Here is a 24,839-nt window from a genome sequence, read left to right as displayed (position 1 = left end):
TCCATGCCGGCACCGGCGGGGATCGCCGGAGCGGCTTCCTTCTTGGGCTTTTCAGCGATCATAGCCTCCGTCGTCACCAGCAGGCCGGCAACCGAGGCTGCATCCTGAAGCGCGGTGCGAACGACCTTGGCCGGGTCGATGACGCCCTGCGCATAGAGATCGCCATAATCGCCAGTCTGAGCGTTCCAGCCGTAGGAGAACTCAGTCTTCTCACGCAGCTTGCCGACGATCACGGAGCCTTCCGCGCCGGCGTTTTCGGCGATCTGACGCACCGGGGCTTCGATTGCACGTCGCACGATTTCGATGCCGACGCGCTGGTCCTGGTTCGCGGTGGTGAGATTGTCGAGCGCCTTGACCGACCGCAGAAGGGCAACGCCACCGCCGGGCAGAATACCCTCTTCGACCGCTGCCCGGGTCGCATGCAGGGCGTCGTCGACCCGGTCCTTCTTTTCCTTCACTTCGACCTCCGTCGAGCCGCCGACGCGGATGACGGCAACGCCACCGGCGAGCTTGGCAAGGCGTTCCTGGAGCTTCTCGCGGTCGTAGTCCGAAGTGGTCTCTTCGATCTGGGCGCGGATTTGCGCGACCCGGCCATCGATTTCCGTTTTCGAGCCGACGCCGTCGATGATGGTCGTGTTCTCCTTTTCGATCGACACCTTCTTGGCACGGCCGAGCATGTTCAGCGTCACGTTTTCAAGCTTGATGCCGAGGTCTTCGGAGATGACGGTGCCGCCGGTCAGGATGGCGATGTCTTCGAGCATGGCCTTGCGGCGGTCGCCGAAGCCAGGCGCCTTGACGGCAGCGATCTTCAGGCCGCCACGCAGCTTGTTGACGACGAGCGTTGCAAGAGCTTCGCCTTCGACGTCTTCAGCGATGATGAGGAGCGGCTTGCCGGACTGGACGACGGCTTCGAGAACCGGCAGCATCGACTGCAGGTTCGACAGCTTCTTCTCGTGGATGAGAATATAGGGATCTTCGAGCTCGACGCGCATCTTATCTTGGTTGGTCACAAAATAAGGGCTCAAATAGCCGCGGTCGAACTGCATACCTTCGACGACTTCGAGTTCGGTTTCGGCGGTCTTGGCTTCTTCAACGGTGATGACGCCCTCGTTGCCAACCTTTTCCATGGCCTCGGCAAGATACCGACCGATCTCTTCGTCGCCATTGGCCGATATCGTGCCGACCTGGGCGATTTCCGAATTGTTGGAGATCTTGCGCGCGTTAGTCTTCAGTTCCTTGACCACGGCGTCAACGGCCAGGTCGATGCCGCGCTTCAGGTCCATCGGGTTCATGCCCGACGCCACCGCCTTGGCGCCTTCCTTGACGATTGCCTGAGCAAGCACGGTTGCGGTCGTGGTGCCGTCGCCGGCGAGATCGTTGGTCTTCGATGCCACCTCGCGCAGCATCTGGGCGCCCATATTTTCGAACTTGTCTTCGAGTTCGACTTCCTTGGCGACCGAAACGCCGTCCTTGGTGATGCGCGGTGCGCCGAAGGACTTGTCGATCACAACGTTGCGGCCCTTCGGGCCGAGGGTCACCTTCACTGCGTTGGCAAGCACATCGACCCCACGCAGCATGCGTTCACGAGCATCGGTGTTAAATTTAACGTCTTTTGCAGCCATTTCTCTAACTCCTCTAATAGGCAGCTATTTGACTGATAGATTGGTGGGGTGGACGGCTCAGGCGGCCTGCTTCTGCTCTGCCGGGGCTTCGATGACGCCCATGACATCGCTTTCTTTCATGATCAACAGGTCCTCGCCGTTGATCTTGATCTCTGTGCCGGACCATTTGCCGAACAGGATGCGATCGCCAGCCTTGACGTCAAGCACCTGGATCTGGCCGGCATCGTTGCGCGCGCCGGGGCCGACGGCGATGACCTCGCCTTCCTGAGGTTTTTCCTTGGCGGTATCGGGAATGATGATTCCGCCTTTGGTTTTCTCTTCAGACTCAACCCGGCGGACAAGAATGCGATCATGAAGCGGTCGGAACGACATGTTTTCCCTCCGATGGACAAACAATGATGACGTTGTTCCCCCGCCCGGACCGGATGACTAGTCCGGGCGGGTGCAAAACCTCACTCGAGCGTTTTGCGCAAAATGATCTGGTTTGTCGGTGTTTTGATTTCAAGAGGTCAAAACAAAGAAATTAGCACTCTTCATCGCCGGCTGCTAACACACTGGAAAAACACAACAACAACGCCTCCGGTATTCAAAAATCGGTGATGACCGCAAAATTTACAGAACCCTGCAGGTGTCGCGAAACCGAGATGAATCGGCATGATTGGCCTATGGCGACAGATCTTTTCGCTTCCCGGCGATAGAGCGGTCACGAGCCACGGCGTGGGGCATGTTGCGTCTGCTGACCGACAATACGAATAGTGTCGGCAAGCATTAGGATCGGGGAAGACGCCGATCAACGGCACCCCAAGCGTTCAGTGGAAGGTGGGCCCGCCAATTCGGCCCGAGAACACAGCTAAGATCAACGATTGACGAGCATTTTGACTGGTCGACAAGGCAAGATCAGAAGTGGCCATGCACCAGGTTAACACTGGGAGCTGATCCCCACCAAATATACGCAAAAATCGCCCCGCGGAGACGCGGGGCGCAATGGTGAGCGGACATGGAAAGGCGGACGTTAGCGAAAAATCGCAATCACATCCGCGCTCAAAACGCGACGCTCCAGAAAAAGTTCCAGCAGTGACTAAGTAATTTGAACTGAAATAAATTCCGCGCGACAGAGGGGCACGACCTGCCTTTGACGCTGGCTATGCTCGGATCGGCCGCAAATTGGCGCTCGACAGATCCACCTTTCGCTCGGCGACCGGTTAACGTTGGTTTGCGATGCTCCGCCAGGCTGGCCTCGCCAAATACGCTGTCAGGCCGATGGCGAGACAGCCTGCGGTACTGAACAAGATGATCTCAAACGTGGCGGAGGGTCCACCGGCACTTTGGGCGATCCATCCAAATACAGCCGAAGAGATCGCAACTCCGAAAAACACAAGGGTGTTGAGAAAGCCCAACAAAAGGCCTCGGTGCTTGGAAGGTGCGAGTTCCTGCGCTTCGGCCATAACCAGGGGATGGAGGTTGCCGATTGAATAAAGCAGGCAGATCAGAGCGACGGCGGCGACAATACTGGAGCCGGGTGAAACGGCCATGGCGAAAGCGGCGATCGTCGCCGCGGCCATCCCAGCCGTCACGATGCTTCGCGGTGACACTTTGGATACGAGCGCGGGAATAGCAAAGGACGTCGCTATGCCGACGGCGCTCACGATCGTCAGCGCGAAACCTGAGACACGCTGATCCGCGGAGAACACCCCGGACAGGTAAGGGGTCGCCCAAGCATTGCGAAAAGTCCCTCCGAGCGACAGGGTTAGGCATATTGGCAAGAGGTAGACTAAGCCCGCTGGCCTGCTCTCAGTCGCCTCTTCCGATTGTCCTTCTTGTGGCGTTGGTGCCATTTGAAAGGCGACGCCAACCGCGCAAAGCGCCATCGCTGACGCTGCAACAAGCATCGCCCCGCGCCACCCGAGGACTTCAGAAAGCCAAACCATAGGCGACGCCGATAGAAGGGCGCCGATGGTGCCAACAGCGCTGACGGCGGTGATCTTTCTCCGCGCGGCCACCCCGTCGCCAAGACTTCCGAACTGATAGACCACTCCCATGAAGATCGGCGCGCATCCCGCGCCCAGGACCGCCTGACCGGCAACAAGCTGTCCGGCCGTTCGTGCCATGGCGACCAACGCGGCCCCCATGGCGCCGACGATCATTAAAACAGTCATAGGCGTTCCTGCGCCGAAGCGGTCGAAGGCTGAGCCCAGTGGCATCTGCAGCAGCCCGAACGAAATGAAGAAGGCCGACGCCGCGTATCCATAGCGGCTGGGGTCGAGATCGATGTCGGCAGCGACCATCGGACCGACCTCGCCGAAATAGCTGCGAAAGAACATGCTCATCAGAAAGGCAAGAGCGAGGACGAAGAACTGCTTCCTGTTGTTGTGCATCAAGCGTCCGCCGTTTGCGAGATGCAGAAGCAATGCCAGTCGGTGCGATTGGTTCCGAACCGACGACGCCAAGCGCTTCTAGCTCTTGCGGATCGTTCTCTCGAATTAGTCCTCAGCGTCGGAATACGTTTTGAATTGCAGTTTCAGAAGCGATGCGTCCACCGACAGGACGAAACCTGTCGGCGCGTAGCCAACAGTGACATCGCCGAAGGCGGAGAGACTGGAGTTGATGAGTCGAAAGCCGAACCCCTTCTTATCCGGCGCTTCTACCGCAGGGCCACCGACCTCCCGCCAACGGAAGTCTAGGCGCTTGTCACCCGCCTCGTCGCGCACAGACCAATCGATTTCGACTATCCCGGTCTCTCCCGATAGCGCACCATACTTGTTGGCGTTGGTGACAAGTTCGTGCAGCACGAGGGAGAAGCAAAGAGCCGCCTGAGGACCCAATTCAACAGCAGGACCGCTTGCTTTGAACCGTTCCGACGTCTCTAGTCCGAGATTGATAGCCGTCGCCTCGACAATCGCCGTCAGGGTAGCGCCCAGCCAATTCCGCTGTAGCAAAATTTCGTGCGCTTTGGCATATGCATTGATCCGTGCCGAGATCGCCTGTTCCGCATCCTCTATAGAGCTCGCGTTTCGGAAGGATTGGCTGGTGATAGCCTGAATGACGGTGAGCGTATTCTTCATCCGGTGCGAGAGCTCGTGCATCAGAACGCGCTGTCGTTCCTCGTTCTCTCTCTGCTCTGTCTGATCTCTGAGAATCTTCACGAAGCCCTCGACTTCGCCGTCATCCGTCGTCAATGCCATCATCTGACCCGACGCCCAAAACAACGAGCCGTCCTTGCGAACGTGCCAGCGCTCGTCATTGCCATGACCTTCGGTCAAAGCGGCGGTCATTTCCCGTTGAAGAACCCCCGCCTGCCGGTCTTCCTCGGTGAAAATCACGGCCGCAGGCCGGCCGACCATCTCGGCCTCATCCCATCCGAGGATCCGTCGCGCGCCCTCATTCCAGGTGGTCACCAGCCCATCCAGATCTGTCGAGATGATCGCATATTCGATCGCACTTTGGAGAATGGCTTCGAGAAAGCGCTCTCGGGAGCGACTGGAGTTGGAAAAGAGTTTCATGATCATATGATGGCCCGATCCTTCCCAGGGCCCGCAAGAAAAAGGGCCTCATCCTGTTTCTAGGACGCCGCCTGACATTGGGGACGGCGCTGGCGTTTGCAATGGGCTACTCGACGGTTCTGACGGTCCTTGAATGATCGGCTATCCCTAACAATATCATTTCGACAGGACCATTGGTGGCATGAAAGGAGGAAAAAATGCCGCAGAACGATGTTCCATGGACCCAGCCGGTAAGAATCCGGCTGCAGTGCGGTTTGGAGCGCAGTTTCACAGGCGCATACGACGCCTTGGACTTTCTCGAAAACGAATGGCCGTTGCGTCACGGAGAGCGCCACGAGCGAGCAGTCAAGACGTGCCGTGGCGCCCTCAACGACACCACCGCCGGCATTATCGCGCGGGAGGCCTTCGTGGCCGCCTGCTTGGAAGCCGGCATGCCGTCCGTTCTTGTTCCTTGGAAGAGAAAGCCGACCGCGCATCCGGCTCGGCCTGCGCGCCTTGCTATCATCTAGGGGTATCAGTGACGACCTCGCCTCATCGGAGGCGAGGTCCGGCATAGCGCCTTCCCCGGCCGCGCTATCTTCGGCACGGTCGCGCCGGTCTATGACGACATCGTGGTGCTGGGCTCGCCTGTCTAAGCAGCCTGGCAAATCTACGACAGCCGATCAGAAGACCGAAACGTTCTCAGCCTTCGACTTTCCGGTCTTGCGGTCCTCCGACCTCGAAGCTGACCTTATCGCCTTCGCGCAGCGAACGGCCGCGTTGCAAGGCAGAGACGTGAACAAACACATCCTGTCCGCCGCCCTCAGGCGTGATGAAGCCGAAGCCCTTGTCGCAGCGCTCAGCCGGCACGTTTCCGAGCACATCCGGCCGATGCGCCTCCAGCTCGCGGAGGATGCGAACGATAAGGGCTCCACTATCCGCCCTGCCTCAAGAACAGGCGCCTGTTTGCCCCTGCTGGATTTTCGTTATCAGTGTCGTTGCCATCTCTGGTCTCCAACATTTGATACAACTGGAACTCAGTTCGATCTGATTCAGCTTTCGAGAGCGGCATGTTCGGTCGCCGGCGCTCCTGACATGGCGAGACAGGCGCCACTCAGCATTACGATGATGCCGATCACATCCATCACTGTTATCCGCTCCGCGAAGACAGCAGCGCCGAGGGCGACAGCGATGACCGGCGAAACGAAGGCATAGCTACCGGCGCGGGATGCGCCGATATCCCGCAGCAAGCGCATGAAGGTCGTGTAGCCGATTAGCGAGCCAAAGATCACAAGGAAGAACCAGCCAAGCCAGGCAATCATGCCCCAGTCGCCGGAGAGGGCGGAAACTGCCCCCGGTTCGAAAGCCAGGGCTACCATCAGCAGCACGAAGCCTCCGAACGAGGTCGTCACACCTGAAACGAACAAGGCCGGATAGGATCGGAGAAGTGGACGGGCCAACACCGAGCCGTAACCATAGGTGAAGGCCGCTGATGCAACCGCCAATCCCCCCCATAGGCTCGCGCCTGGGAAGGCTTCAGGCAGACTTACATAGGCGGAAGCCGGCCAGAACAGGACGACCAGTCCACAGACCCCCAGAGCGATCGCGAAGATCCGCCGGCCATCCAATGTCTCTTCGCCTAGCAGGAGAGCAAATACCAGGAGCGCGATCGGAGTGAGCGACATTTCCAGAACGGCGGCAGTCCCGGAATTGATATACTGCATGCCCCAGAACAATGGGCCGTAGCAGAGCGTAATCATCAGCATACTGGCGGCGGTAAAGCGAATGCCATCTCTCACCTTCAGCCCCGCTATGTTGCCATTCGCCCAAGCGTAGAGAAGAAGCAACATGCCGGCAGCGGTGAACCGCGTGCCGGCGAACACGAGCGGCGGCACGGCTTGGATGCCGGCCTTGGTTCCGATCCAGGTGCTTCCCCAGATTATGCATAACATCAGAAAGCGCAGATGATTTTTGTTGGCACCGCTGGGCATCGGGGCTCCGATCCGTGTAACGTGTAAAAATCATTTAGACCGTTACAACTCGCCCTTGCCCAAATCGTTCCCGGAAACGATATTCAAATTATGAACACGCTAAAGACGATCCATGACATCAGCCTTCTCGGCGGTCATCCAGCGCTCGACTTCGTCAACACGGTCGATAGTCGCGGTGAACGTTGGGGCCCGGATTTCCTGAATAGCTACGATGACCTCGTGGCCTGGGCCCGTCGTCTCGATCTGATCGACGACAAAGAACGCGATACCTTACTAGCTAAGGCCGGCGGGTCGCCGTCCGACGCGAAAAAGGAACTCGGAGAAGCTAAGGAGTTGCGGGAGGCTCTTAGCCGCCTGTTTCTGTCCGAATATGATGCAAGCCCGATCAGCCGGGACGATCTCGACCTCGTTGCCGGCATGGCCCGGCGTGCGCAACTGCAGCAATCACTGAGCTGCGTTGGAGGCAGGATCCAGTGGCGTCCGGCGGATGCCAAAGATTTGGATGCAATCAGTACTCGTATCGCCCAGTCAGCCGCCGAACTGCTGACGTCGCGACACGCACGCCGTCCTGTACGTGCGTGTCAAGGTCCAAATTGCGGCTGGCTCTTTCTGGATCAATCTCGTGGCGGCCTCAGACGATGGTGCTCGGACAAAACCTGCGGATCGCATGCTAGAGTGCGCAGGTTTCGGGCTATCCAAGCCAGTTGATCACCCAGGCTGACCGGCCAAATTCGTCTTCGTCTTCGTCTTCGTCTTCGTTAGCGCAAACGCGAAAGTGGGTTACATGCACCCGCTGACGGCGAAGATCGCCGCGGTATCCTAACCGTGGGCTCGTCAGGGCTTGAGCATCACAAGCTGCTCCCCGCTTCCAGCGTCCCAGATCGTCAGGTCGACGACAAAGTCCCCCTCTTCGCTATCAGGTCGAGCAAGGCTGCGGCCAGCCGTCCCGCGCAGATCGGGTTGGTCGCAAGGTCGAGTGTCTCATTGCTGGTCAGCGCCAACCGAAACGAAAGGTCACTGTCTTCTAGAGGAGAAAATGCAGTGACGCTGTCAGATTCAAGATACGCGTCCGCTTCACCATCGGCATAAGGCCGGCGACGTTCGAAGGCTCGATGAAATTCACTCTTTTGTTCGGCGGAGAGCATTGTGATCCATTCCTCTATCGCGATTATCGGCCAGGCGCCGCTCCGTCGTTGTCGACGGAAAAACACAAGCCCATGGCAAACACAAGCCAATGTCCGTCACGGGCAGTGGAAACGCCGTCTCTTCAAAACAAGCTCGCCGCGGCAGCTCTGAGGTCAGAGCAACGTGCTATGATTCAAAATTCAGGAGATCGCACGTTATCGGCGTTGCTGCTCCAAGGCGAAGCACGCGGAAGCAGCTCTTCGCGATTTCATTGCCAGCCATGGCATACCACCGCGGCCATCGATCCCCGCGGCGGAAACGCCATCTCATCAAGCGACGTGTGGCTTTTGCCGCTATCGCAAGATGGTGCTCGATAGGGGAGACGCCAGCTGCACTTCAACCCTCCTTGCGCAGCGCGAGGAGGGTTGAACTCGAAGCCGGTTAGATGGCGGTCCGCCGGTACCGGTCGCGCTCTTGCGCAATCTGTTCAGGGGCATATGGATCGAGCGTATCGTCAAACCGGGTCCATCCCTGCTCGTTATAGGCACGCCGACGTTCAACCGGGTCGACCCAGTTCGAACCCTGGAGAATGGCCTGCGCCTCGGAAGCGCGGGCGTCGTCGACCCGGGCCGTAACCAAGCTGCCACCACGGCGGACGCCTTCGGCATAAAGGTGGGCATCATCTTCCGAGACGCCGGAGTCGGTGAGGGCGCCGATTAGGCCACCAGCGGCACCACCAGCGACGGCGCCGGCAACAGCCCCGGCCGCAGTCGCGGCAAGCCAGCCTGCGGCAACCACCGGTCCGACACCGGGAATGGCCATCAGGCCCAGTCCGGTGAGCAGGCCGCCAGCGCCTCCGAGGGCAGCGCCAATGCCGGCACCGGTCGCGGCATCCTCTCCAACGTCGGAGTCGCGATCGATGCGGCCGGCCTTGTTGGAGACGATACTGATGTCGGTTGAGGGAACGCCTGCCGCTTCCAATTTGGTGACGGCGGAGCGAGCGTCAGAGTAGTCATCGAAAAGTCCGGTTACAGTTCTCATCATGCTTCTCCTTGGGTTACTTGGCGACGATGTTGCCTTGATAATCGAGGGCTATGGAGACGGCTTTGCCATCCTTCATGCCAGAGGCCATCCAGATCCCCTTGTCGTCGAGCTTGAGATCCTTGACGTCGGTGTAGCCGGCTTCCGCAATGCGATCCTTCGCCTGAGCTTCGGTAAAGCTGTTGGCACCCTCAACGGGCGCAGTCGGATTTTTGGTATCCGGGGTTGCAACTGCTGGTGTATTTCCATCCGGAGATGGAGCCGGCGGTGTTTGGGCGAAAGTTGCGACGACAGAGGCGCCAAAAATTGCCGCTGCCAACATGATCTTCTTCATATGGTGTTTCCTCCGTTTGCGGATCAGGCAGATCCATGCTCTCAAAACCGCCAGAGAAGATTTTTGTTCCTCGCCGCCGCAGGGAAGTATGCAATTGATTTTTTTAAATATACGGCGACGAGACCCCGAAATAATACTATCCCTCCCGGTGCCGCGGCAAAACGAGCGGACAATGAGGCGTGGAGCGAGCGACCTCCAATGAGCAATTCAAAAGCCTCACATAGGCGATGGGACTTTTAACTCCTAAAGTTGTGCTTTCCTTTGCACAGGAGATTAAGGCGAGACATTTTTTACCGGCCCAAAGAGTCTCGGCCCGGCCGAACCGCTGCCGATTTATTCGCCGAGGTCGCGGCGTGCCAACCGGACGTTACGGAGATGGTGAACGCACCGGTTTTTTCCGAATTCTCGGTGCGCGAGCGCCGTCAAACGCGGGGCCAAGCTCTCTACCCCGAGCAGCGGGCAATAAAAAAGGCCGGGGCGAAATCGCACCGACCTTTCCAACATCGCTCTTCACACCAGTGCCAGTACATCCGTGGTCAAAAGCAGATAAGCGACTTCGGCAGTCGCGAACACTCGCGTGGAGCACTCACCAGCAACGCCGATGATCCGTAGATAGCTTCGGGTTATGTTCAATTCAAGTCCCCCGGCAAAACGGGCGCATAAACCTGCCAACTATCAAATGGACGTCCGGGAACCAAATTGAAATGCGGAGGTTCGCGGTTATGATTCACGGTAATACGGCATGACGCATCCTCACGGAAGGCATGCAGTGCTCGTCGTCGAAGACGAGCCCCTGCTGATGATGATGGCGGTGGACGTTGTCGAAGCGGTCGGACTGGAAGCGCTCGAGGCGACGAACGCGGATGATGCGGTCCTCATCCTGGAACGCAGGAGCGATATCGCCATCGTCCTGACCGAGGTCGAGGTGCCGGGTACGATGGATGGCTTGGCGCTGGCCGCCTTGGTCCGCGAAAGATGGCCCCTGATCGAGATCGTCGTCGTGTCGGGGAGGGTGACGATCGGCAGGGAGGGCCTGCCCGAGCGTGGGGTGTTCTTCTCCAAACCATATGATGCCGACGAGCTCGCTTACACGCTTCGACGGCTGGCGACTTACCAGGTTTGCATCCCACGCGCCGAGCGAATTTAATGCACCGAGTTTCCGCAAGGCCGAGCGCGGCGAAGCCAATTATCCTGTTCCGGTGATCCTCCGAAGGGAAAACTTGTCGGATTGGTGGTTCACTCGGCGGCATGACGGAGGGGGTATCCGTCTGCGAGCTCTGCCGAAGCGATGATCTCGAAGTCCGCGGGCATGGCGTGCTGATCGGTTCCCACGAGCGCCAGCGTCCAGTAAGCAGGATCCTCCCCGAAAACCGTGGAGACCTGAACGATCGTTATTCGTCCGTCGAAGTGCTTCGAGGACTTCGCCCAGTAAAACGCATCCGGAACCAAACTTGCTGCAACCATGACGCCAACTCCCATGACAAGTGAACGATAGCAGAAATCCTGGAAATGAGAATGCCTCAGCTTGTCGAGGTCGTCATCGGGTGGATAACGGTCACCCGTGGGCTGGCCGGCTTCCCATTGGCGTCTATGAAGCATCCAGGATGGCCAGGCCGCTGAACTAGCCCTCGCCCTAAGGTGCGTTGAGGCAACGCCACGGAACTTCCAGCCACCTGCTGACATTTCATTGTCGGACCGCTTTTTGGGAACGACCATGGCCACGGACAAACTATCGACCTATCGGTCGAAGCGCGATTTTCAGAAAACCGCCGAACCGAGCGGTGAAAAGCGCCTCGCGCGCAGCAATCGTCGTCGCTTCGTCATCCAGAAACATGATGCTACCCGCCTGCATTACGACCTCAGGCTCGAGCTCGATGGCGTCTTCAAGTCGTGGGCCGTCACGAAGGGGCCGTCCCTCGATCCGCATGACAAGCGGCTGGCCGTCGAGGTCGAAGACCACCCGCTCGACTATGGTGATTTCGAAGGCACCATTCCGAAAGGCCAGTATGGCGGCGGCACGGTCATGCTCTGGGATCGGGGCTATTGGGAACCGGAAGGCAAGATGAGCCCGGAGCAGGCCCTGGCGAAAGGCGATTTCAAGTTTACGCTGGAGGGCAAACGGCTGCACGGCAGCTTCGTGCTGGTGCGCATGCGCAACGATCGCGACCGCGGCAAGCGGACAAACTGGCTGCTGATCAAACACCACGACGAGTTCTCCGTCGACGAGAACGGCGCGGCCATACTTGAGGAAAACCAGACATCAGTTGCCTCCGGACGTACGATGGAGATGATTGCCACGGGAAGGGGACGAAAACCCAAGCCTTTCATGGTCGAGGGCGGCGACGTTCAGGCCGATGCCGTCTGGGACAGCAATCAGGGACTGGCGGCCGAAGAGCGAAAAGAGGATGACAGGGCCGGGCGAAAATCGAAGACGGTCACAACGGTCGATCTGCCTGATTTCATTGCGCCGCAGCTTTGCCAAACCGTGGAGCGCCCGCCCCCCGGCACCGGCTGGATTCACGAGATTAAGTTCGACGGCTACAGGATCCAGATGCGGGTGCTGGATGGCGAGACGACGCTGAAGACCAGGAAAGGACTCGACTGGACCGGCAAGTATCCCGAGATTGCCCAGGCAGCGTCGGCCCTGCCGGACGCCATCATCGATGGCGAGATCTGCGCACTCGATGAAAGCGGCGCGCCGGATTTTGCAGCCCTGCAGGCGGCTCTCTCGGAAGGCAGGACCGGCGAGCTCGTCTATTTCGCATTCGATCTTCTCTATGAGGGTGGCGAAGATTTGCGATCCTTGCCACTCGTCGAGCGTAAGGAGCGGCTTCAAAGCCTTCTGTCCGACGCCGGCAGCGATCCGCGCATCCGTTTCGTCGAGCATTTCGAAACGGGCGGTGATGCGGTCCTTCGGTCTGCCTGCAAACTGTCACTGGAAGGCATCGTCTCGAAACAGGCGGATGCACCCTATCAATCCGGCCGCACCGAAAGCTGGGCAAAGTCGAAATGCCGCGCTGGCCACGAAGTCGTGATCGGCGCCTATGCCAAGACCAACGGTAAATTCCGATCTCTGCTGGTCGGCGTCTACCGGGGCGACCACTTCGTTTATGTCGGCCGCGTCGGCACCGGATATGGTGCGAAGAAGGTGGAAACGCTGCTTCCGAAGCTGGAGGCGCTCGAGACGGTGAAATCGCCTTTCACCGGCATCGGCGCGCCGAAAAAGGAGGCCGAGGTCAAGTGGCTGAAGCCGGAGCTCGTGGCGGAAATTGAATTCGCAGGCTGGACGGCCGACGGTATTGTCCGGCAGGCGGCGTTCAAGGGGCTGCGCACAGACAAGCCGGCCAAGGAGGTCAAGGCCGAACGGCCGGCGAAACCCGCGCAGACGGACGTGCCGCAGCCGGCGGCGGAGACGAAGGCCAGGCCGGTCAGGCGAAAGGGCGCCAAGGCGGAGGTCATGGACGTGCTGATCTCCAACCCTGACAAGCCGCTGTGGCCGGATGCCAATGACGGCAAACCCGTCACCAAGGAGGAGCTGGCCCGTTACTACGAAGCGGTCGGTTCCTGGCTGATCGAGCACATCAAGGGACGTCCATGTTCCATCATCCGGACACCCGACGGGGTCGGCGGCGAGCAGTTCTTCCAGCGCCATGCTATGCCCGGCACCTCCAACCTGCTCGAACTGGTCAAAGTCTTCGGCGACAAAAAGCCCTATCTGCAGATCGACCGGGTCGAGGGTCTGGCTGCCGTCGCGCAGATCGGCGCCGTCGAACTGCATCCCTGGAATTGCGAGCCGCATAAGCCTGAGGTGCCGGGACGACTGGTCTTCGACCTCGATCCAGGTCCGGGTGTGCCCTTCTCCGAGGTCGTTTCCGCAGCCCGCGAAATGCGCGACCGTCTCGACGAACTGGGCCTGATAAGCTTCTGCAAGACAACCGGCGGCAAGGGCCTGCACGTCGTCACCCCGCTTGCCGTCGACAAGAGCGAGCCGCTTTCTTGGGCGCAAGCGAAGGGCTTCGCGCATGACGTCTGCCAACAGATGGCGCGCGACAATCCGCAACTCTATCTGATCAAGATGACGAAGAGCCTGAGGAACGGCCGCATCTTCCTCGACTATCTTCGCAACGACCGAATGGCAACCGCGGTGGCGCCGTTGTCGCCGCGGGCTCGACCGGGCGCCACTGTCTCGATGCCGTTGAGCTGGACGCAGGTCAAATCCGGCCTCGACCCCAAGCGCTTTACCATCCGCACTGTTCCGGCGCTTCTGTCGAAATCGTCGGCTTGGGAGGACTATTGCGACGGCCAGCGGCCGCTGGAGCAGGCGATGAAGCGCCTCGCAAAGGCCCGGGTGGCGGCTTGATTGAGAAGTAGTTCATCGCGGATCTGGCTCGAGGTGGTAGCCGGCATTGCTTTGCGAATTCGGGGCCGGCCAAGATCTGCAGAGGACGACCAGCTGGCCAGGCGTCGGATCATTCCGTCAAATCATACACTGCCGCGTTGTCCTGGATCTCCCGAAGCCCCTTGTACGATGCATGACGGAGGTTGCCGTCCCCAGTCCAGCCCCGAAACTCGATCTCAGCGATCAGCGTCGGCTGCACGAAGACGAAGCGCTTGCCCCTCAGCGGAACGACCGGCCGGTTCGTCTTCAACGGATCGAGCGTCTTTTTCAGGTGCTCGGCATCCTTCGCAGTGAATCCAGTCCCGACTGATCCCACAAAAGCCCAATCGAATCCCTTCCTACCGGCCAACAGCAAGCTGCCGATGCCGCCCCGCGCGACTGCCGACTGCTCGTAGCCAACGATCATGAAGCTTTCGCTCTGGACACACTTGATCTTCAGCCAGTCACCGGTCCGGCCGCTTCGGTAAGGTCGGTCACGATGCTTGGCGATGATCCCTTCCAGTTGATGATGGCAGGCGTGCTCGAGCAGGTCTTCGGCGGGCAGTTCTATCTCCTCGGAAAGACGGATCGCGCCGTCGCCGTCTTCCGGCACAAGGTCTTCAAGCAGGTGCCGGCGCACTGCAAGCTCGGTGCGGGTCAGATCATGCCCATCGAGATAGACCAGGTCGAACGCGAAAAGGCTGGACTCGGTCGATACCCGTTTGCCCCCCCGCCCGCCGAGCGAACGCTGCAGGGCGGCAAAATCAGATCGGCCCCGCTCGTCAAGAACGACCGCCTCACCATCGAGGATGGCAGTTGTTACCCCAAGGTCTTTTGCCGCAGCAGCGATGGTGGGGAAGCGGTGGGTCCAGTCATGGCCGCCGCGAGTGATGACCCGCACGCGCTTTGGCTCGATGTGGATTGCCAATCGATAACCGTCCCACTTCACCTCATAGAGCCAATCCGATCCGATAGGCACGGTCGGCTTGAGCAGCGCGAGACATGGCTCGACGCGTGACGGCATTGGATCGAAGGGTAGACTCGGCTGGTCGGGGTCGCGCTTGCGGATCGGACGAGACAGCAGCGTTAAGCGTGACTCGTCGAGCAACGGCAGGGAGGGGCGACGTGGACGCATCATGTAAAGGCTATCCGTTCGCAGGACGATGCCGCTGTGTAAAAGGCAACAGGGAACGCGACCTCTCCAAACTTGATATAGCCTTTCCAATTCGCTCGCGGGGTAACCATCTTCGCGGACTCCTGACGCAACCAACCCGACTCAACCGAATCAGTGACGCTTTGTTCCAAGTCGAAACGAATCTAGTTTCAATGACTTAACGCTGATATCTCACTCGTATTGCGAGTCGGCAGATGCTCTTGATTCAATGCCTTTTTTGCGGCTGCGTGCGTTCTTGTGCGTTCGGCACATGCGAACTGGTGCGATGAAAGGCGAAAGTGACAATTCATGCCGGAAACAAAAGTTCAACGACGGTTCCCTTGCCCGGCACCGAGGCAATGCGAGCGTCGCCACCGCTTTGGCGTACGAATCCATAAACCACTGCTAGGCCAAGACCGACGCCGCCTTCCGCGTCGCGCGTGGTAAAGTAGGGTTCGAAGGCTTTGTCGACGGCCTCGGGTGTCATGCCGATGCCGTCGTCTGTCACACTGACGCTGACGCCGGCCTCACTGCGGGAACAACGTATGAGAATTGTTCCACCTGCCGGCATAGCCGCGGCGGCGTTGAGGCAGAGATTGAGGATCGATTGTTCGAAGAGCGCCGTGTCGATGAGGACGGTGGGCAGGTCGCCGGCTATTTCGAAGGCGAGCCGGCATTTTTCGCCGATGGCGATTTCCAATACGTCGGCCATGCCGCGCAGCACCGCGCCGATCTCCACCGCGCCGGGATGGATCGGCTGCTGGCTGCCGATGGAAAGCATACTCCCGGCCAGCGACCTGCCGCGGTCGGCAGCCTTACGGATGCGGGCGAGGTGTCGCTTTTGCCGCTCATTGAAGCCGGTTTCGCGCTCCAGCAGGCCGAGGCTGCCGGTGATGATGCCGATCATGTTGCCGACTTCGTGGCTCACCTGATGGGTCATACGCATGATGCCGTCGAGCCGTTGGATTTTTGCCGCCTCCGCCTCCTGCCGGTCCATGTCGGTGATATCGCGCGCCAGCAGCACGACGCCGCCGTCCGGTTGCCGCGATACCGACACTTCGGTTACCTGTCCGACATCGGAGCGATGGCGCAGCACACAGCGGTCGGTGAGCAGCCCCGCATCATCCTCAGCCGGCAGAAGGGCCCGATCAATCTCCGGCAGCGGCGTCACGAAGCTGCGAAGCGGCAATTTCCTGGCCGAACCAGACCAGCCCACCAGCTCGATGACACGCCGGTTCATGGTGATCGGCCGGCCGCGCGGATCGAATAGCGCGATGCCTTCGTTCATACTGCGGAAGGTGGAGCGGATGGTGCGTGCGGCGGCCTCCGCCGTACGCCGAAGCCGCGTCACGCGCTCGACGCTCTCCCGGAATGCGCGGAAAGCTTCGAGCAGGCGCACCAGCTCGGTTTCCGTGCCGTCATAGCGAGGCGTATCAACATCCTTGCGCCCTTCTGCCAGTGCGTTCATGCCGTTCGAAAGGGAGACGATGCCGCGTGAGACACGCATGACCGATCGGATCGAGACCACGGCCATTGCCAGGACCAACAGCGAGGCAACAGCGACGATGACGAGGATGCGGCTCAATGCATCGGAGGTCGAGACGAGGTCGTCACTGAGGTTGCGGGCAACGGCCTCGCTTTGGGTTTCCGTCGCATGCGACAGATCGCGTGAGACGCTGTGCAGGCGCGAGACTGCGGCGCGGATGGCGAACATTTCGAGCAGATAACGCGTCTGTGCCTCGAAGATCCGTTCGTAAGGCGCAAGCTCGGCGGCGGCAACCCGGGTGTCCGGCGCGGCGCGTTCGAGTCGCGGGGCGGTCTCCGAGACGTAGCGCCGGCGCAATTCGCCGAGCTGGAAGAGGCTATCCGAATTGGAGGCGGATTGGACGATGGCGTTCAGCCGACTGCGGAAACCTGCATCCCCAATGCCGCTGCCGGTCGCGATCTCGCCGAGTGCTGCCGCGGCCTCCGCCTTGTGCTGCTGGGCCGATTCCGCGTCGCCCGCAAGCGTCGTCGTCTGCGTGCGGATGGTTTCCAGCAGCTCTACGATGCGGCTGCTGGCAAAACCCCGTACGGCAGCCCGGTCGTTTTCAGGTTGCATCGCGCGCAAAAGCGCATCGACCTGCAGGACGACCGAGCGGCTTTCGCTAGAGACCCGGTAGGGTGAGGTCGAATTCATGAGGAAGGGTGCGCTGGAGACGAGGTCTGAAACCTGCCGCGAGACCAGCGAGGCCTTGGCGAGAGCCGAAAACGCCTGCAAGCCATAGGCGGCCATTTCTTGGCGCGCCCGCTGCAGGCCGTAGACGGCAATGGTCGCAAGGCTGAAGACGAGCACGCAGATGAAGGCGATGGCGAAGGGCAGCCGAAAGGCGATGGAGGAGAGGAACGGACGGCTGATCACGGTGCGGTCTCGCTATCGTCTGTGTCGAGAATATAGCCCTTGCCGCGGCGCGTCTTGATATGGCGCGGCAGGTCTGGATTGCGCTCGATCTTGCGACGCAGACGCAGCACGAGCACGTCGACATTGCGGTCGATATAGCGCTCGCTTTCCGCGCCCAATCGATCGAGGATATGCGCGCGGCTAACGGGTGTGTTTGGCGTTTCGGCGAGGATTTCGAGCAGCGCGAATTCGGCGCTCGTGAGCGACTTGGCGGGGTCGGTACGGCAGATGGCGCGGCGGCTCTTGAGATCCACCGACCATTCGCCGAGCTTCAGGGATGTGGGTTCATGCTCCCGCTCGCTTTCGCGCTCCGGCTTCAGCGAGGGAATCGTCCGGCGCAGCACGGCTTTGATACGGGCCGTCAATTCGATGGGCTCGAAGGGTTTGACGACATAGTCGTCTGCCGCGGTTTCGAGACCCAGCACCCGGTCCACGGCGCTGCCTGCAGCGGTCACCATGACAATGCCGATATTGGCCTGCGCGCGCAGGCGCTGCGCGAAGGTGCGTCCGGATGTGCCGGGCAGGTTATGGTCGACGAGCACGAGATGCACGGTTTCGCGCGAAAGGACGATCGCGGCCTCTTCCGCGGATGGCGCGGTTAGAGCTGTCCAACCTTCCGCCTCTATGAGGTCGGAGATAAGCTCCGCCATGTCCGGATCGTCCTCGACGATCAGGATGGTTATCCTCTCATTCAACACATGCACGTCCTCCCGTGCCTATTATAGGCAGAGATGTCACGATCTTCAAAGCGAGCTCGTGTTATGCGGTTTGTCACATTTGTAACCTTTGTCATTTTTTCGAGGGTGATACCGGCTCCGGCTGTAAGAACCGTAACCATTCTTCGATTGCGCGGGGAAGCAGATGTGACATCCTGATTACGGAGATTGGGACGCAAGGTCCAATGGGAGGAAGTTGTGAGAGGCATCACCGCTTTCAGCGCGGTAGCAGCTTTGTGGCTGGCGAGCGCCAGCACCGGCATCGCAGCACCGTCGCTCACCGTTCTGTGCGGGGTGGACGAGACGTGGTGTGCCGCGATGAAGACGGCCTATGAGGCGAAGACCGGGCTCGAAATTTCGGTGACACGCAAGAGCACCGGCGATATTCTCAATCAGATCCGCGCGGAGAAAACAGCACCTACCGTCGATGTCTGGTGGGGCGGCACGGGCGATACTCATCTGCAGGCCGGTTCTGAAAATCTGCTCGAACCCTACCAGCCGGCCCATGAGCGCGACATGCTGCCCTGGGCGCAGAACTTCTTCGCCATGTCTGGCGGCCGCTCAGCCGGCATTTATGCGGGGGCGCTCGGCTTTGCCTACAATGCCGACCTGCTGCGCGAGCTGAAGCTGCCCGCGCCGACCTGCTGGAAGGACCTCACGGATGTCGCCTATCGCGGCCGCATCCAGAGCGGTAATCCGAATTCGTCTGGCACCGCCTTCACGACGCTTGCGACGCTGGTTCAGCTCTTCGGCGAGGATGAGGCTTTCCGTTATCTCGCTGCGCTCAATCGCAATATCGAACGTTACACACCCTCGGGGGCTGCGCCGATCAAGGCGGCGGCGCGAGGAGAAACGCTCATCGGCATTTCTTTCATGCATGATGCCGTGACGCAGAAGCAAGCGGGCTTTCCCCTCGTCATCGTCGCACCCTGCGAGGGCACCGGCTACGAGATCGGCGCCGTGAGCATCGTCAAAGGCGCAAGGCATATCGAGGAAGCAAAGCGCTTCGTCGATTTCGCGCTGAGCCCGGAAGGGCAGGGTACGGGCGCGGCGTCCGGCCAGAACCAAGTTCCATCCAACGCGAAATCCACCCTGCCGCTTGCAGCCCCGGATATCTCGATGATCAAGATGGTCGACTATGACTTCGCCACCTTCGGCTCGCCGGATGAACGAAGCCGACTGCTCCGCAGGTTCGATGCGGAAATCGCCGCGACGAACTGATCAAGGCATTCAGACAAACCACAACCCAGAAACATGCACACGCCGACGCGGGCAGGCCGATGGCTCTGCTGTGTTTTGTTCGTGCGAAAATCTAACCCAGGCAACAAGGAGGATGCCCCATGAAAATGAAGACCCTTTCCCTCGTGCTTTTCGCCGGCACGGCGCTCGGGGCGCTACCGGCGCAGGCGGCTGGCGAACTCAACCTCATCTGCTCGGCAGACGTTGTCATCTGCGAGCAGATGAAGGGCGATTTCGAGAAGGCGCATAGCGACATCAAGGTGAACATGGTTCGCCTTTCGTCCGGCGAGACCTATGCCAAGGTGCGCGCCGAGGCTCGCAATCCGAAGACAGACATATGGTGGGCCGGCACGGGCGATCCGCATCTTCAGGCGGCTTCGGAAAATCTGACCCTCGAATACAAGTCGCCGAAGCTCGATGAACTCAACGACTGGGCGAAGAAGCAGGCCGAAAGCTCCGGTTACAAGACCGTCGGCGTTTATGCCGGCGCGCTGGGCTGGGGCTACAACACGGAAATCTTCAAGTCCAAAGGCTACAAGGAGCCAGTCTGCTGGGCCGACCTTTTGGCACCGGAACTGAAGGGCGAAATCCAAATTGCGAACCCGAATTCTTCTGGTACCGCTTATACGGCGCTCGCCTCTCTCGTGCAGATCATGGGCGAGGACCAGGCTTTCGACTACCTGAAGAAGCTGAACGGCAACATATCGCAATATACCAAGTCCGGATCGGCACCCGTCAAGGCCGCAGCACGCGGTGAGACGGCGCTCGGCATCGTCTTCGTCCACGATGCTGTGGCGCAGACGGCCGAAGGCTTCCCGGTCAAGTCGATTACGCCTTGCGAAGGTACCGGCTACGAGATCGGCTCCATGTCGATCATCAAGGGCGCCCGCAATCTCGACAATGCGAGGATCTGGTACGACTGGGCGCTGACGGCGGAAGTTCAGTCGCGCATGAAGGATGCCAAGTCCTTCCAGCTGCCGTCCAACAAGAGCGCCGCAATCCCGAAGGAGGCGCCGCGCTTCGAGGACATCAAGCTGATCGACTACGACTTCAAGACCTATGGCGAGCCGACGAAGCGCAAGGCACTGCTGGAACGCTGGGATCGGGAAATAGGCGCCGCCGCCAACTGATGTCCAGACCGGCGGCGCCCGTCTCCCCGGGCGCCGCCTCCTCACACTCAAGACAGCGAGGTCAGCCATGAGACATGGCAATCGCAGGCTGGACGTGGTCCTGATCCTGGGCGTGGTCGCATTGACCCTATTGCCCTGGTATCGGATCGAGAACGGCTTCTTCGGACTCGGTTGGCTGGCCGGTTTCCCCCTTTCTCCGGAAGCCGCCCCCGGCGTCGTGCAGATTTTCGCGCACGGCCGGCTGTGGCTTGCCGCTGCGCTCGTGCTCCTTCTCCTGGCTATCGTGGCCCGCGGCACGGCAGACCCAATGCGCCGCGGCGCCGTGCTCGCCTGGACCGGCGCGATCGGCGTCCTCTTCCTGTCGCTCCAGGGCCTCGCCGTCGGCTTTTCCGGTTGGACCTGGACGGTGAGCGAAATGCTCTTCGGCCCGCTCTCGAACGGTCAGGCTTCGATGGGGGCGGGTGCGGTGCTCTCTGCGATCACCTTCGTGCTGCTCTTCGCCTTCGGCCTTGCCGAACGCGGTGTCATGAAGGGCGATGCCTTTGTCGTCAGCGCGATCGCGCTGCTCGTCTTCCTCGTCGCGGTCTTCGTCTTCTACCCGATTGGCAGCATGTTCATCGGATCGGTGCAGGATTTCGACGGCTCGTTCAATGCGGATAACTTCATCCGGAACGTGCAGGATCCGAGCATCTGGAGCCTCAACTGTGTGATCGGCGCCGGTCGCTGCGGCGTCGCCTGGCGTACGCTCTGGCTCGCCATCATGACCGGCCTCGGCTCGACCCTGCTTGGCCTCGCCTTCGCGCTTGTCGCCACCCGCACGCGGTTTCCCTTCAAGAAGGGCCTGCGGCTGCTGACGATCCTGCCGATCATCACTCCACCCTTCGTCATCGGTCTGGCGCTCACGCTGCTCTTCGGCCGCGCCGGTGTCGTCACGCAGGGGCTGTCGGGACTCTTCGGCATCGAGCCCGGCCGTTGGCTCTACGGTCTCACCGGCATCTGGATAGCGCAGGTGCTGTCTTTCACGCCGATCTCGTTCCTCGTGCTGATCGGAGTCGTCGAGGGCGTCAGCCCGTCGATGGAGGAGGCGTCCACGACGCTGCGCGCCGACCGTTGGCGCACGTTCCGGCGGGTGTCGCTGCCGCTGATGAAGCCCGGTCTGGCCAACGCCTTCCTCATCGGCTTCATCGAAAGCATGGCCGACTTCGGCAATCCGCTGGTGCTCGGCGGCAGCCATGGCGTGCTTTCGACCGAGATCTTCTTCGCCGTGGTCGGGTCGCAGAACGATCCGTCGCGCGCCGCCGTACTCGCCACGGTGCTGTTGCTATTCACGCTCTCCGCCTTCCTCGCCCAACGCGTCTGGCTGTCGGGCAAAAACTACGCCACCGTCACCGGCAAGGGCGATAGCGGATCGCACATCGCTCTGCCGCGAGGGCTGTCGATCGGCGTTCACGCCGTCGTCATCCCGTGGATCCTCTTCACGCTCGTCATCTACGGCATGATCCTGGTCGGCGGCTTCGTGAAAACCTGGGGTCTCGACAACTCGCTGACGCTCGACCACTACGCCAAGGCCTTCTCGATCAGCTTCGAAAATGGGATCGCCTGGACGGGCGTCGCTTGGAACTCGTTCCGGACGACGATCGAGATCGCGTTGGTCTCTGCTCCGCTGACTGCCGCCGTCGGCCTACTGACGGCTTATATTATCGTGCGTCAAAAATTCGTCGGGAAGAATGCCTTCGAATTCGCCCTCATGATGAGCTTTGCTATTCCCGGCACAGTCATCGGCGTCAGCTACATCATGGCCTTCAATCTGCCGCCCTTGGAAATGACCGGCTCGGCACTGATCTTGATCGCCTGCTTCGTCTTCCGCAACATGCCGGTCGGCGTGCGCGGAGGCATCGCGGCGATGAGCCAGCTCGACAAGAGCCTGGATGAAGCCTCCCTGACGCTGCGGGCCAACAGCTTCCGCACGATCCGCAAGGTCATCCTGCCGCTTTTACGCCCGGCCATCACCGCCGCGCTCGTCTATTCCTTCGTGCGCGCAATCACCTCCATCAGCGCCGTCATCTTCCTCGTCAGCGCCGAGTACAACATGGCGACCTCCTACATCGTCGGCCTCGTCGAGAACGGGGAATATGGCGTGGCCATCGCCTATTCCACCATGCTGATCGTCGTGATGATCACCGTCATCGCCTGCTTCCAGCTCATCGTGGGCGAACGGCGCCTGCGCCGTGAAAACCGCGTCGCCGGCCTTGCCACATCCGCTTCCTCTCGCCAGGAGAAAATCGCATGATTAATCCCAAAGCCGGTTCCGTTGTCTTCCAGAACGTGCGCAAAACATTTGGAGCCTTCACTGCCATTCCCGACCTCTCGCTCACCATCGAGCGCGGTACGCTCGTCACCCTGCTTGGCCCCTCCGGCTGTGGCAAGACGACGACGCTGCGCATGCTTGCCGGCCTCGAACATCCTTCGGCCGGAAAAATACTGATCGGCGGCAAGGACGTCACCATGCTGCCGGCCAATGAGCGCGATGTCTCGATGGTCTTCCAGTCCTATGCGCTCTTTCCGCACATGAATGCGCGCGACAACGTCGCCTATGGCCTGGAATCCTCGGGCTTCAGCCGCAAGGAAGCGCGCGAGAAGGCGGAGGAGGGGCTGGCACTGGTCGGCCTTGCCGGCATGGGCCATCGCCTGCCCGCCGAACTCTCCGGCGGCCAGCAACAGCGCGTCGCCGTCGCCCGCGCGCTGGTGCTGGAACCGCAGGTGCTGCTGCTCGACGAGCCGCTTTCCAACCTCGATGCGCGCCTGCGCCGCAAGGTACGCACGGATATCCGCGAACTCCAGCAGCGCCTCGGCTTCACCGCCGTCTATGTCACGCACGATCAGGATGAGGCGCTTGCCGTGTCCGACCGCATCATCATCATGAAAGATGGCGAAGTCGCCCAGTCCGGCGCCCCGCGCGACCTCTATGAAGCGCCGGCTTCCGCCTTCATCGCGGATTTCATGGGAGAGGCGAATGTGATCCCCTGCGAGGTGGTTGGTATCGATGGCGCCGATGCTGACATCCGCATTGGTGGTTTCCGACATCGTGTGCCGGCGGGTAGAGCGACGCCGGGTGCGGCGAGCCTTGCCGTTCGTCCCGGCGCCATCGCGCTTTCCGAGGGGCGGGGGCACGGGCTTGCCGGCCGCATCCTGCATTCGGCCTATCTCGGAGATCATGTCGAGTATGAGGTCGAAACCGACGTCGGCACGCTCTTCATCGTCGACCACGCCGTCGACCGCATTTTACCGGTCGCGTCCGACGCTACGCTCGGCTTCCGAAGTCGCGGCATCGCCCTTATCAGCACGTGAGAGACTCTGAGGCAAAATCCTGGGCCAGCCTGCGTTCGATGACCGCCTATCAGAACGAGCCTGTATGGAGCCCTTGCGTTAAACCGATGTTCGCCCGCCGGAAGGATTAGGTATGATTGATATTCTATCGCTGGAAAATGATTTCGAGGCCGTGATTTTTGATTGCGACGGCACACTTGTTCACACGCCCCCTGTCTATGCGGACGCATGGGCAGCCGGCTTTGCCCATTCCGGCAAACCGATGAATCAGGCCTGGTATTTGATGCGGGCGGGAATGTCTGAAGGGGTCCTTATGGAGGCCTTTGAGCGAGAATTCGACGTTGTGCTCGATCGCGAATCCGTCATCGCCACCATGCGATCGCACTTTCTTCAGAATCTACACAGAGTGCGTGAAGTGCATGTGGTTGCTGCGACGGTTCGCCGGTTGGCCGGCGTGCGTCCCATGGCTGTTGCCTCCGGCGGTTCGCGGGAAATTGTCACTGCGACCCTGCATGGAACGGGCCTGCGGGAATATTTCGACGAGTTGGTCACGATCGATGACGTGGCAAATCCAAAGCCGGCCCCAGACCTGTTTCTGCAGGCGGCCGCTCTATTGGGAATAGAACCAGCCCGGTGTGTCGTGTTCGAAGATAGCGAACAAGGTCTCGAAGCAGCTCGACGGGCGGGTATGAGCGCCATTGATGTGAATCGGCTTGATCTTCCTGAGCAGCAACGCGAGTTGAACATTCGCGACAGCTTGAAGATGAAGGCCTGAGATTCGGCTGCGCCTTTTCTTGCGCAGGTTCTTGATGTCCGTTGCCGATACATCTGAGCAGCGATTCTAATCACCCCCCTGATCGGCCG

Annotated in this window: 21 protein-coding genes and 2 pseudogenes; 9 read left to right on the top strand and 14 right to left on the bottom strand. The window is 60.3% G+C overall.

What is annotated here, in order from left to right:
* The 4 genes from groL to FHT75_RS12590 all read right to left on the bottom strand — a co-directional run.
* Positions 1-1,622: chaperonin GroEL (groL, locus tag FHT75_RS12605; protein ID WP_183844745.1), on the bottom strand; the 1,622-nt coding region annotated here is incomplete at its 3' end.
* Between the two features lie 57 nt (positions 1,623-1,679).
* Positions 1,680-1,994, bottom strand: a complete 315-nt coding sequence (gene groES, locus FHT75_RS12600) for a co-chaperone GroES (RefSeq protein WP_028757336.1) — start codon at positions 1,992-1,994, stop codon at positions 1,680-1,682.
* An 830-nt stretch (positions 1,995-2,824) separates the two neighbouring features.
* Positions 2,825-3,997: an MFS transporter gene (locus FHT75_RS12595; RefSeq protein ID WP_183844746.1), complete on the bottom strand. Its 1,173-nt coding sequence runs from the start codon at positions 3,995-3,997 to the stop codon at positions 2,825-2,827.
* Between the two features lie 105 nt (positions 3,998-4,102).
* The gene (locus FHT75_RS12590) at positions 4,103-5,128 is read right to left on the bottom strand and encodes a sensor histidine kinase (protein WP_183844747.1); all 1,026 of its coding nucleotides are present in this window, start codon (positions 5,126-5,128) and stop codon (positions 4,103-4,105) included.
* A 191-nt stretch (positions 5,129-5,319) separates the two neighbouring features.
* On the opposite strand from FHT75_RS12590, the gene FHT75_RS12585 reads away from it, so the two are divergent.
* A complete protein-coding gene (locus tag FHT75_RS12585; RefSeq protein WP_028757698.1) occupies positions 5,320-5,631 on the top strand; it encodes a DUF982 domain-containing protein in 312 nt (103 codons plus the stop codon).
* A 153-nt stretch (positions 5,632-5,784) separates the two neighbouring features.
* Here FHT75_RS12585 and FHT75_RS12580 read toward each other — a convergent pair.
* Positions 5,785-5,983 (bottom strand): annotated as a pseudogene (locus FHT75_RS12580) (cold-shock protein).
* A gap of 170 nt (positions 5,984-6,153) precedes the next feature.
* Positions 6,154-7,092, bottom strand: a complete 939-nt coding sequence (locus tag FHT75_RS12575; RefSeq protein WP_028755981.1) for a DMT family transporter — start codon at positions 7,090-7,092, stop codon at positions 6,154-6,156.
* Between the two features lie 90 nt (positions 7,093-7,182).
* On the opposite strand from FHT75_RS12575, the gene FHT75_RS12570 reads away from it, so the two are divergent.
* A complete protein-coding gene (locus FHT75_RS12570; RefSeq protein ID WP_028755980.1) occupies positions 7,183-7,800 on the top strand; it encodes a CGNR zinc finger domain-containing protein in 618 nt (205 codons plus the stop codon).
* A gap of 176 nt (positions 7,801-7,976) precedes the next feature.
* Here the strand turns inward: FHT75_RS12570 and FHT75_RS12565 are convergent, their stop codons facing one another.
* The 3 genes from FHT75_RS12565 to FHT75_RS12555 form a co-directional block, all read right to left on the bottom strand.
* Entirely contained in the window at positions 7,977-8,237 is a 261-nt protein-coding gene (locus FHT75_RS12565) for a hypothetical protein (RefSeq protein WP_244604757.1), read from the bottom strand.
* Between the two features lie 421 nt (positions 8,238-8,658).
* Positions 8,659-9,258 carry a general stress protein gene (locus tag FHT75_RS12560; RefSeq protein ID WP_028755979.1) on the bottom strand — a complete coding sequence of 200 codons (600 nt, stop codon included), beginning with the start codon at positions 9,256-9,258 and terminating at the stop codon, positions 8,659-8,661.
* 16 nt (positions 9,259-9,274) lie between these two features.
* Complete coding sequence (locus tag FHT75_RS12555) at positions 9,275-9,592, bottom strand: PepSY domain-containing protein (protein ID WP_028755978.1); 318 nt, start codon at positions 9,590-9,592, stop codon at positions 9,275-9,277.
* Between the two features lie 742 nt (positions 9,593-10,334).
* Between FHT75_RS12555 and FHT75_RS12550 the strand changes: the two genes are divergently transcribed.
* Positions 10,335-10,739 carry a response regulator gene (locus FHT75_RS12550; RefSeq protein WP_049810872.1) on the top strand — a complete coding sequence of 135 codons (405 nt, stop codon included), beginning with the start codon at positions 10,335-10,337 and terminating at the stop codon, positions 10,737-10,739.
* A gap of 89 nt (positions 10,740-10,828) precedes the next feature.
* Here the strand turns inward: FHT75_RS12550 and FHT75_RS12545 are convergent, their stop codons facing one another.
* Positions 10,829-11,056, bottom strand: a complete 228-nt coding sequence (locus tag FHT75_RS12545; RefSeq protein WP_028755977.1) for a hypothetical protein — start codon at positions 11,054-11,056, stop codon at positions 10,829-10,831.
* 250 nt (positions 11,057-11,306) lie between these two features.
* Between FHT75_RS12545 and ligD (FHT75_RS12540) the strand changes: the two genes are divergently transcribed.
* Positions 11,307-13,952, top strand: coding sequence for a DNA ligase D (gene ligD / locus FHT75_RS12540; protein ID WP_097596306.1), 2,646 nt, complete (start codon positions 11,307-11,309; stop codon positions 13,950-13,952).
* Positions 13,953-14,061: 109 nt separating this feature from the next.
* Here ligD (FHT75_RS12540) and ligD (FHT75_RS12535) read toward each other — a convergent pair whose 3' ends face one another.
* The 4 genes and pseudogenes from ligD (FHT75_RS12535) to FHT75_RS12525 all read right to left on the bottom strand — a co-directional run bounded on the left by ligD (FHT75_RS12535) (position 14,062) and on the right by FHT75_RS12525 (position 18,261).
* A complete protein-coding gene (ligD, locus tag FHT75_RS12535; RefSeq protein WP_028755975.1) occupies positions 14,062-15,108 on the bottom strand; it encodes a non-homologous end-joining DNA ligase in 1,047 nt (348 codons plus the stop codon).
* A 2-nt stretch (positions 15,109-15,110) separates the two neighbouring features.
* Positions 15,111-15,215, bottom strand: a pseudogene (locus FHT75_RS35830) (Ku protein); the annotation flags it as partial.
* A 215-nt stretch (positions 15,216-15,430) separates the two neighbouring features.
* Positions 15,431-17,524 (bottom strand): ATP-binding protein, encoded by a 2,094-nt coding sequence (locus FHT75_RS12530; RefSeq protein WP_028755974.1) that lies wholly within the window; start codon positions 17,522-17,524, stop codon positions 15,431-15,433.
* Positions 17,521-18,261: a response regulator gene (locus FHT75_RS12525; protein ID WP_028755973.1), complete on the bottom strand. Its 741-nt coding sequence runs from the start codon at positions 18,259-18,261 to the stop codon at positions 17,521-17,523. Before FHT75_RS12525 ends, FHT75_RS12530 begins: the two co-directional genes overlap by 4 nt.
* A 216-nt stretch (positions 18,262-18,477) precedes the next feature.
* Here FHT75_RS12525 and FHT75_RS12520 point away from each other — a divergent pair, with 216 nt between their 5' ends.
* From FHT75_RS12520 to FHT75_RS12500, 5 genes are all read left to right on the top strand, one after another.
* Positions 18,478-19,500: an ABC transporter substrate-binding protein gene (locus tag FHT75_RS12520; protein ID WP_028755972.1), complete on the top strand. Its 1,023-nt coding sequence runs from the start codon at positions 18,478-18,480 to the stop codon at positions 19,498-19,500.
* Between the two features lie 119 nt (positions 19,501-19,619).
* Positions 19,620-20,648, top strand: coding sequence for an ABC transporter substrate-binding protein (locus tag FHT75_RS12515; RefSeq protein WP_028755971.1), 1,029 nt, complete (start codon positions 19,620-19,622; stop codon positions 20,646-20,648).
* A gap of 67 nt (positions 20,649-20,715) precedes the next feature.
* A complete protein-coding gene (locus FHT75_RS12510; RefSeq protein ID WP_028756655.1) occupies positions 20,716-22,938 on the top strand; it encodes an ABC transporter permease in 2,223 nt (740 codons plus the stop codon).
* Complete coding sequence (locus FHT75_RS12505; RefSeq protein ID WP_028756654.1) at positions 22,935-23,996, top strand: ABC transporter ATP-binding protein; 1,062 nt, start codon at positions 22,935-22,937, stop codon at positions 23,994-23,996. Before FHT75_RS12510 ends, FHT75_RS12505 begins: the two co-directional genes overlap by 4 nt.
* A 112-nt stretch (positions 23,997-24,108) precedes the next feature.
* Positions 24,109-24,750, top strand: a complete 642-nt coding sequence (locus FHT75_RS12500; RefSeq protein WP_097545232.1) for an HAD family hydrolase — start codon at positions 24,109-24,111, stop codon at positions 24,748-24,750.
* The last annotated feature ends 89 nt before the right edge of the window (positions 24,751-24,839 follow it).

Source organism: Rhizobium sp. BK112, from assembly GCF_014193215.1.
GTDB classification, from domain to species: Bacteria; Pseudomonadota; Alphaproteobacteria; order Rhizobiales; family Rhizobiaceae; genus Rhizobium; species Rhizobium anhuiense.
This window is presented reverse-complemented; position numbering and strand designations above follow the sequence as displayed.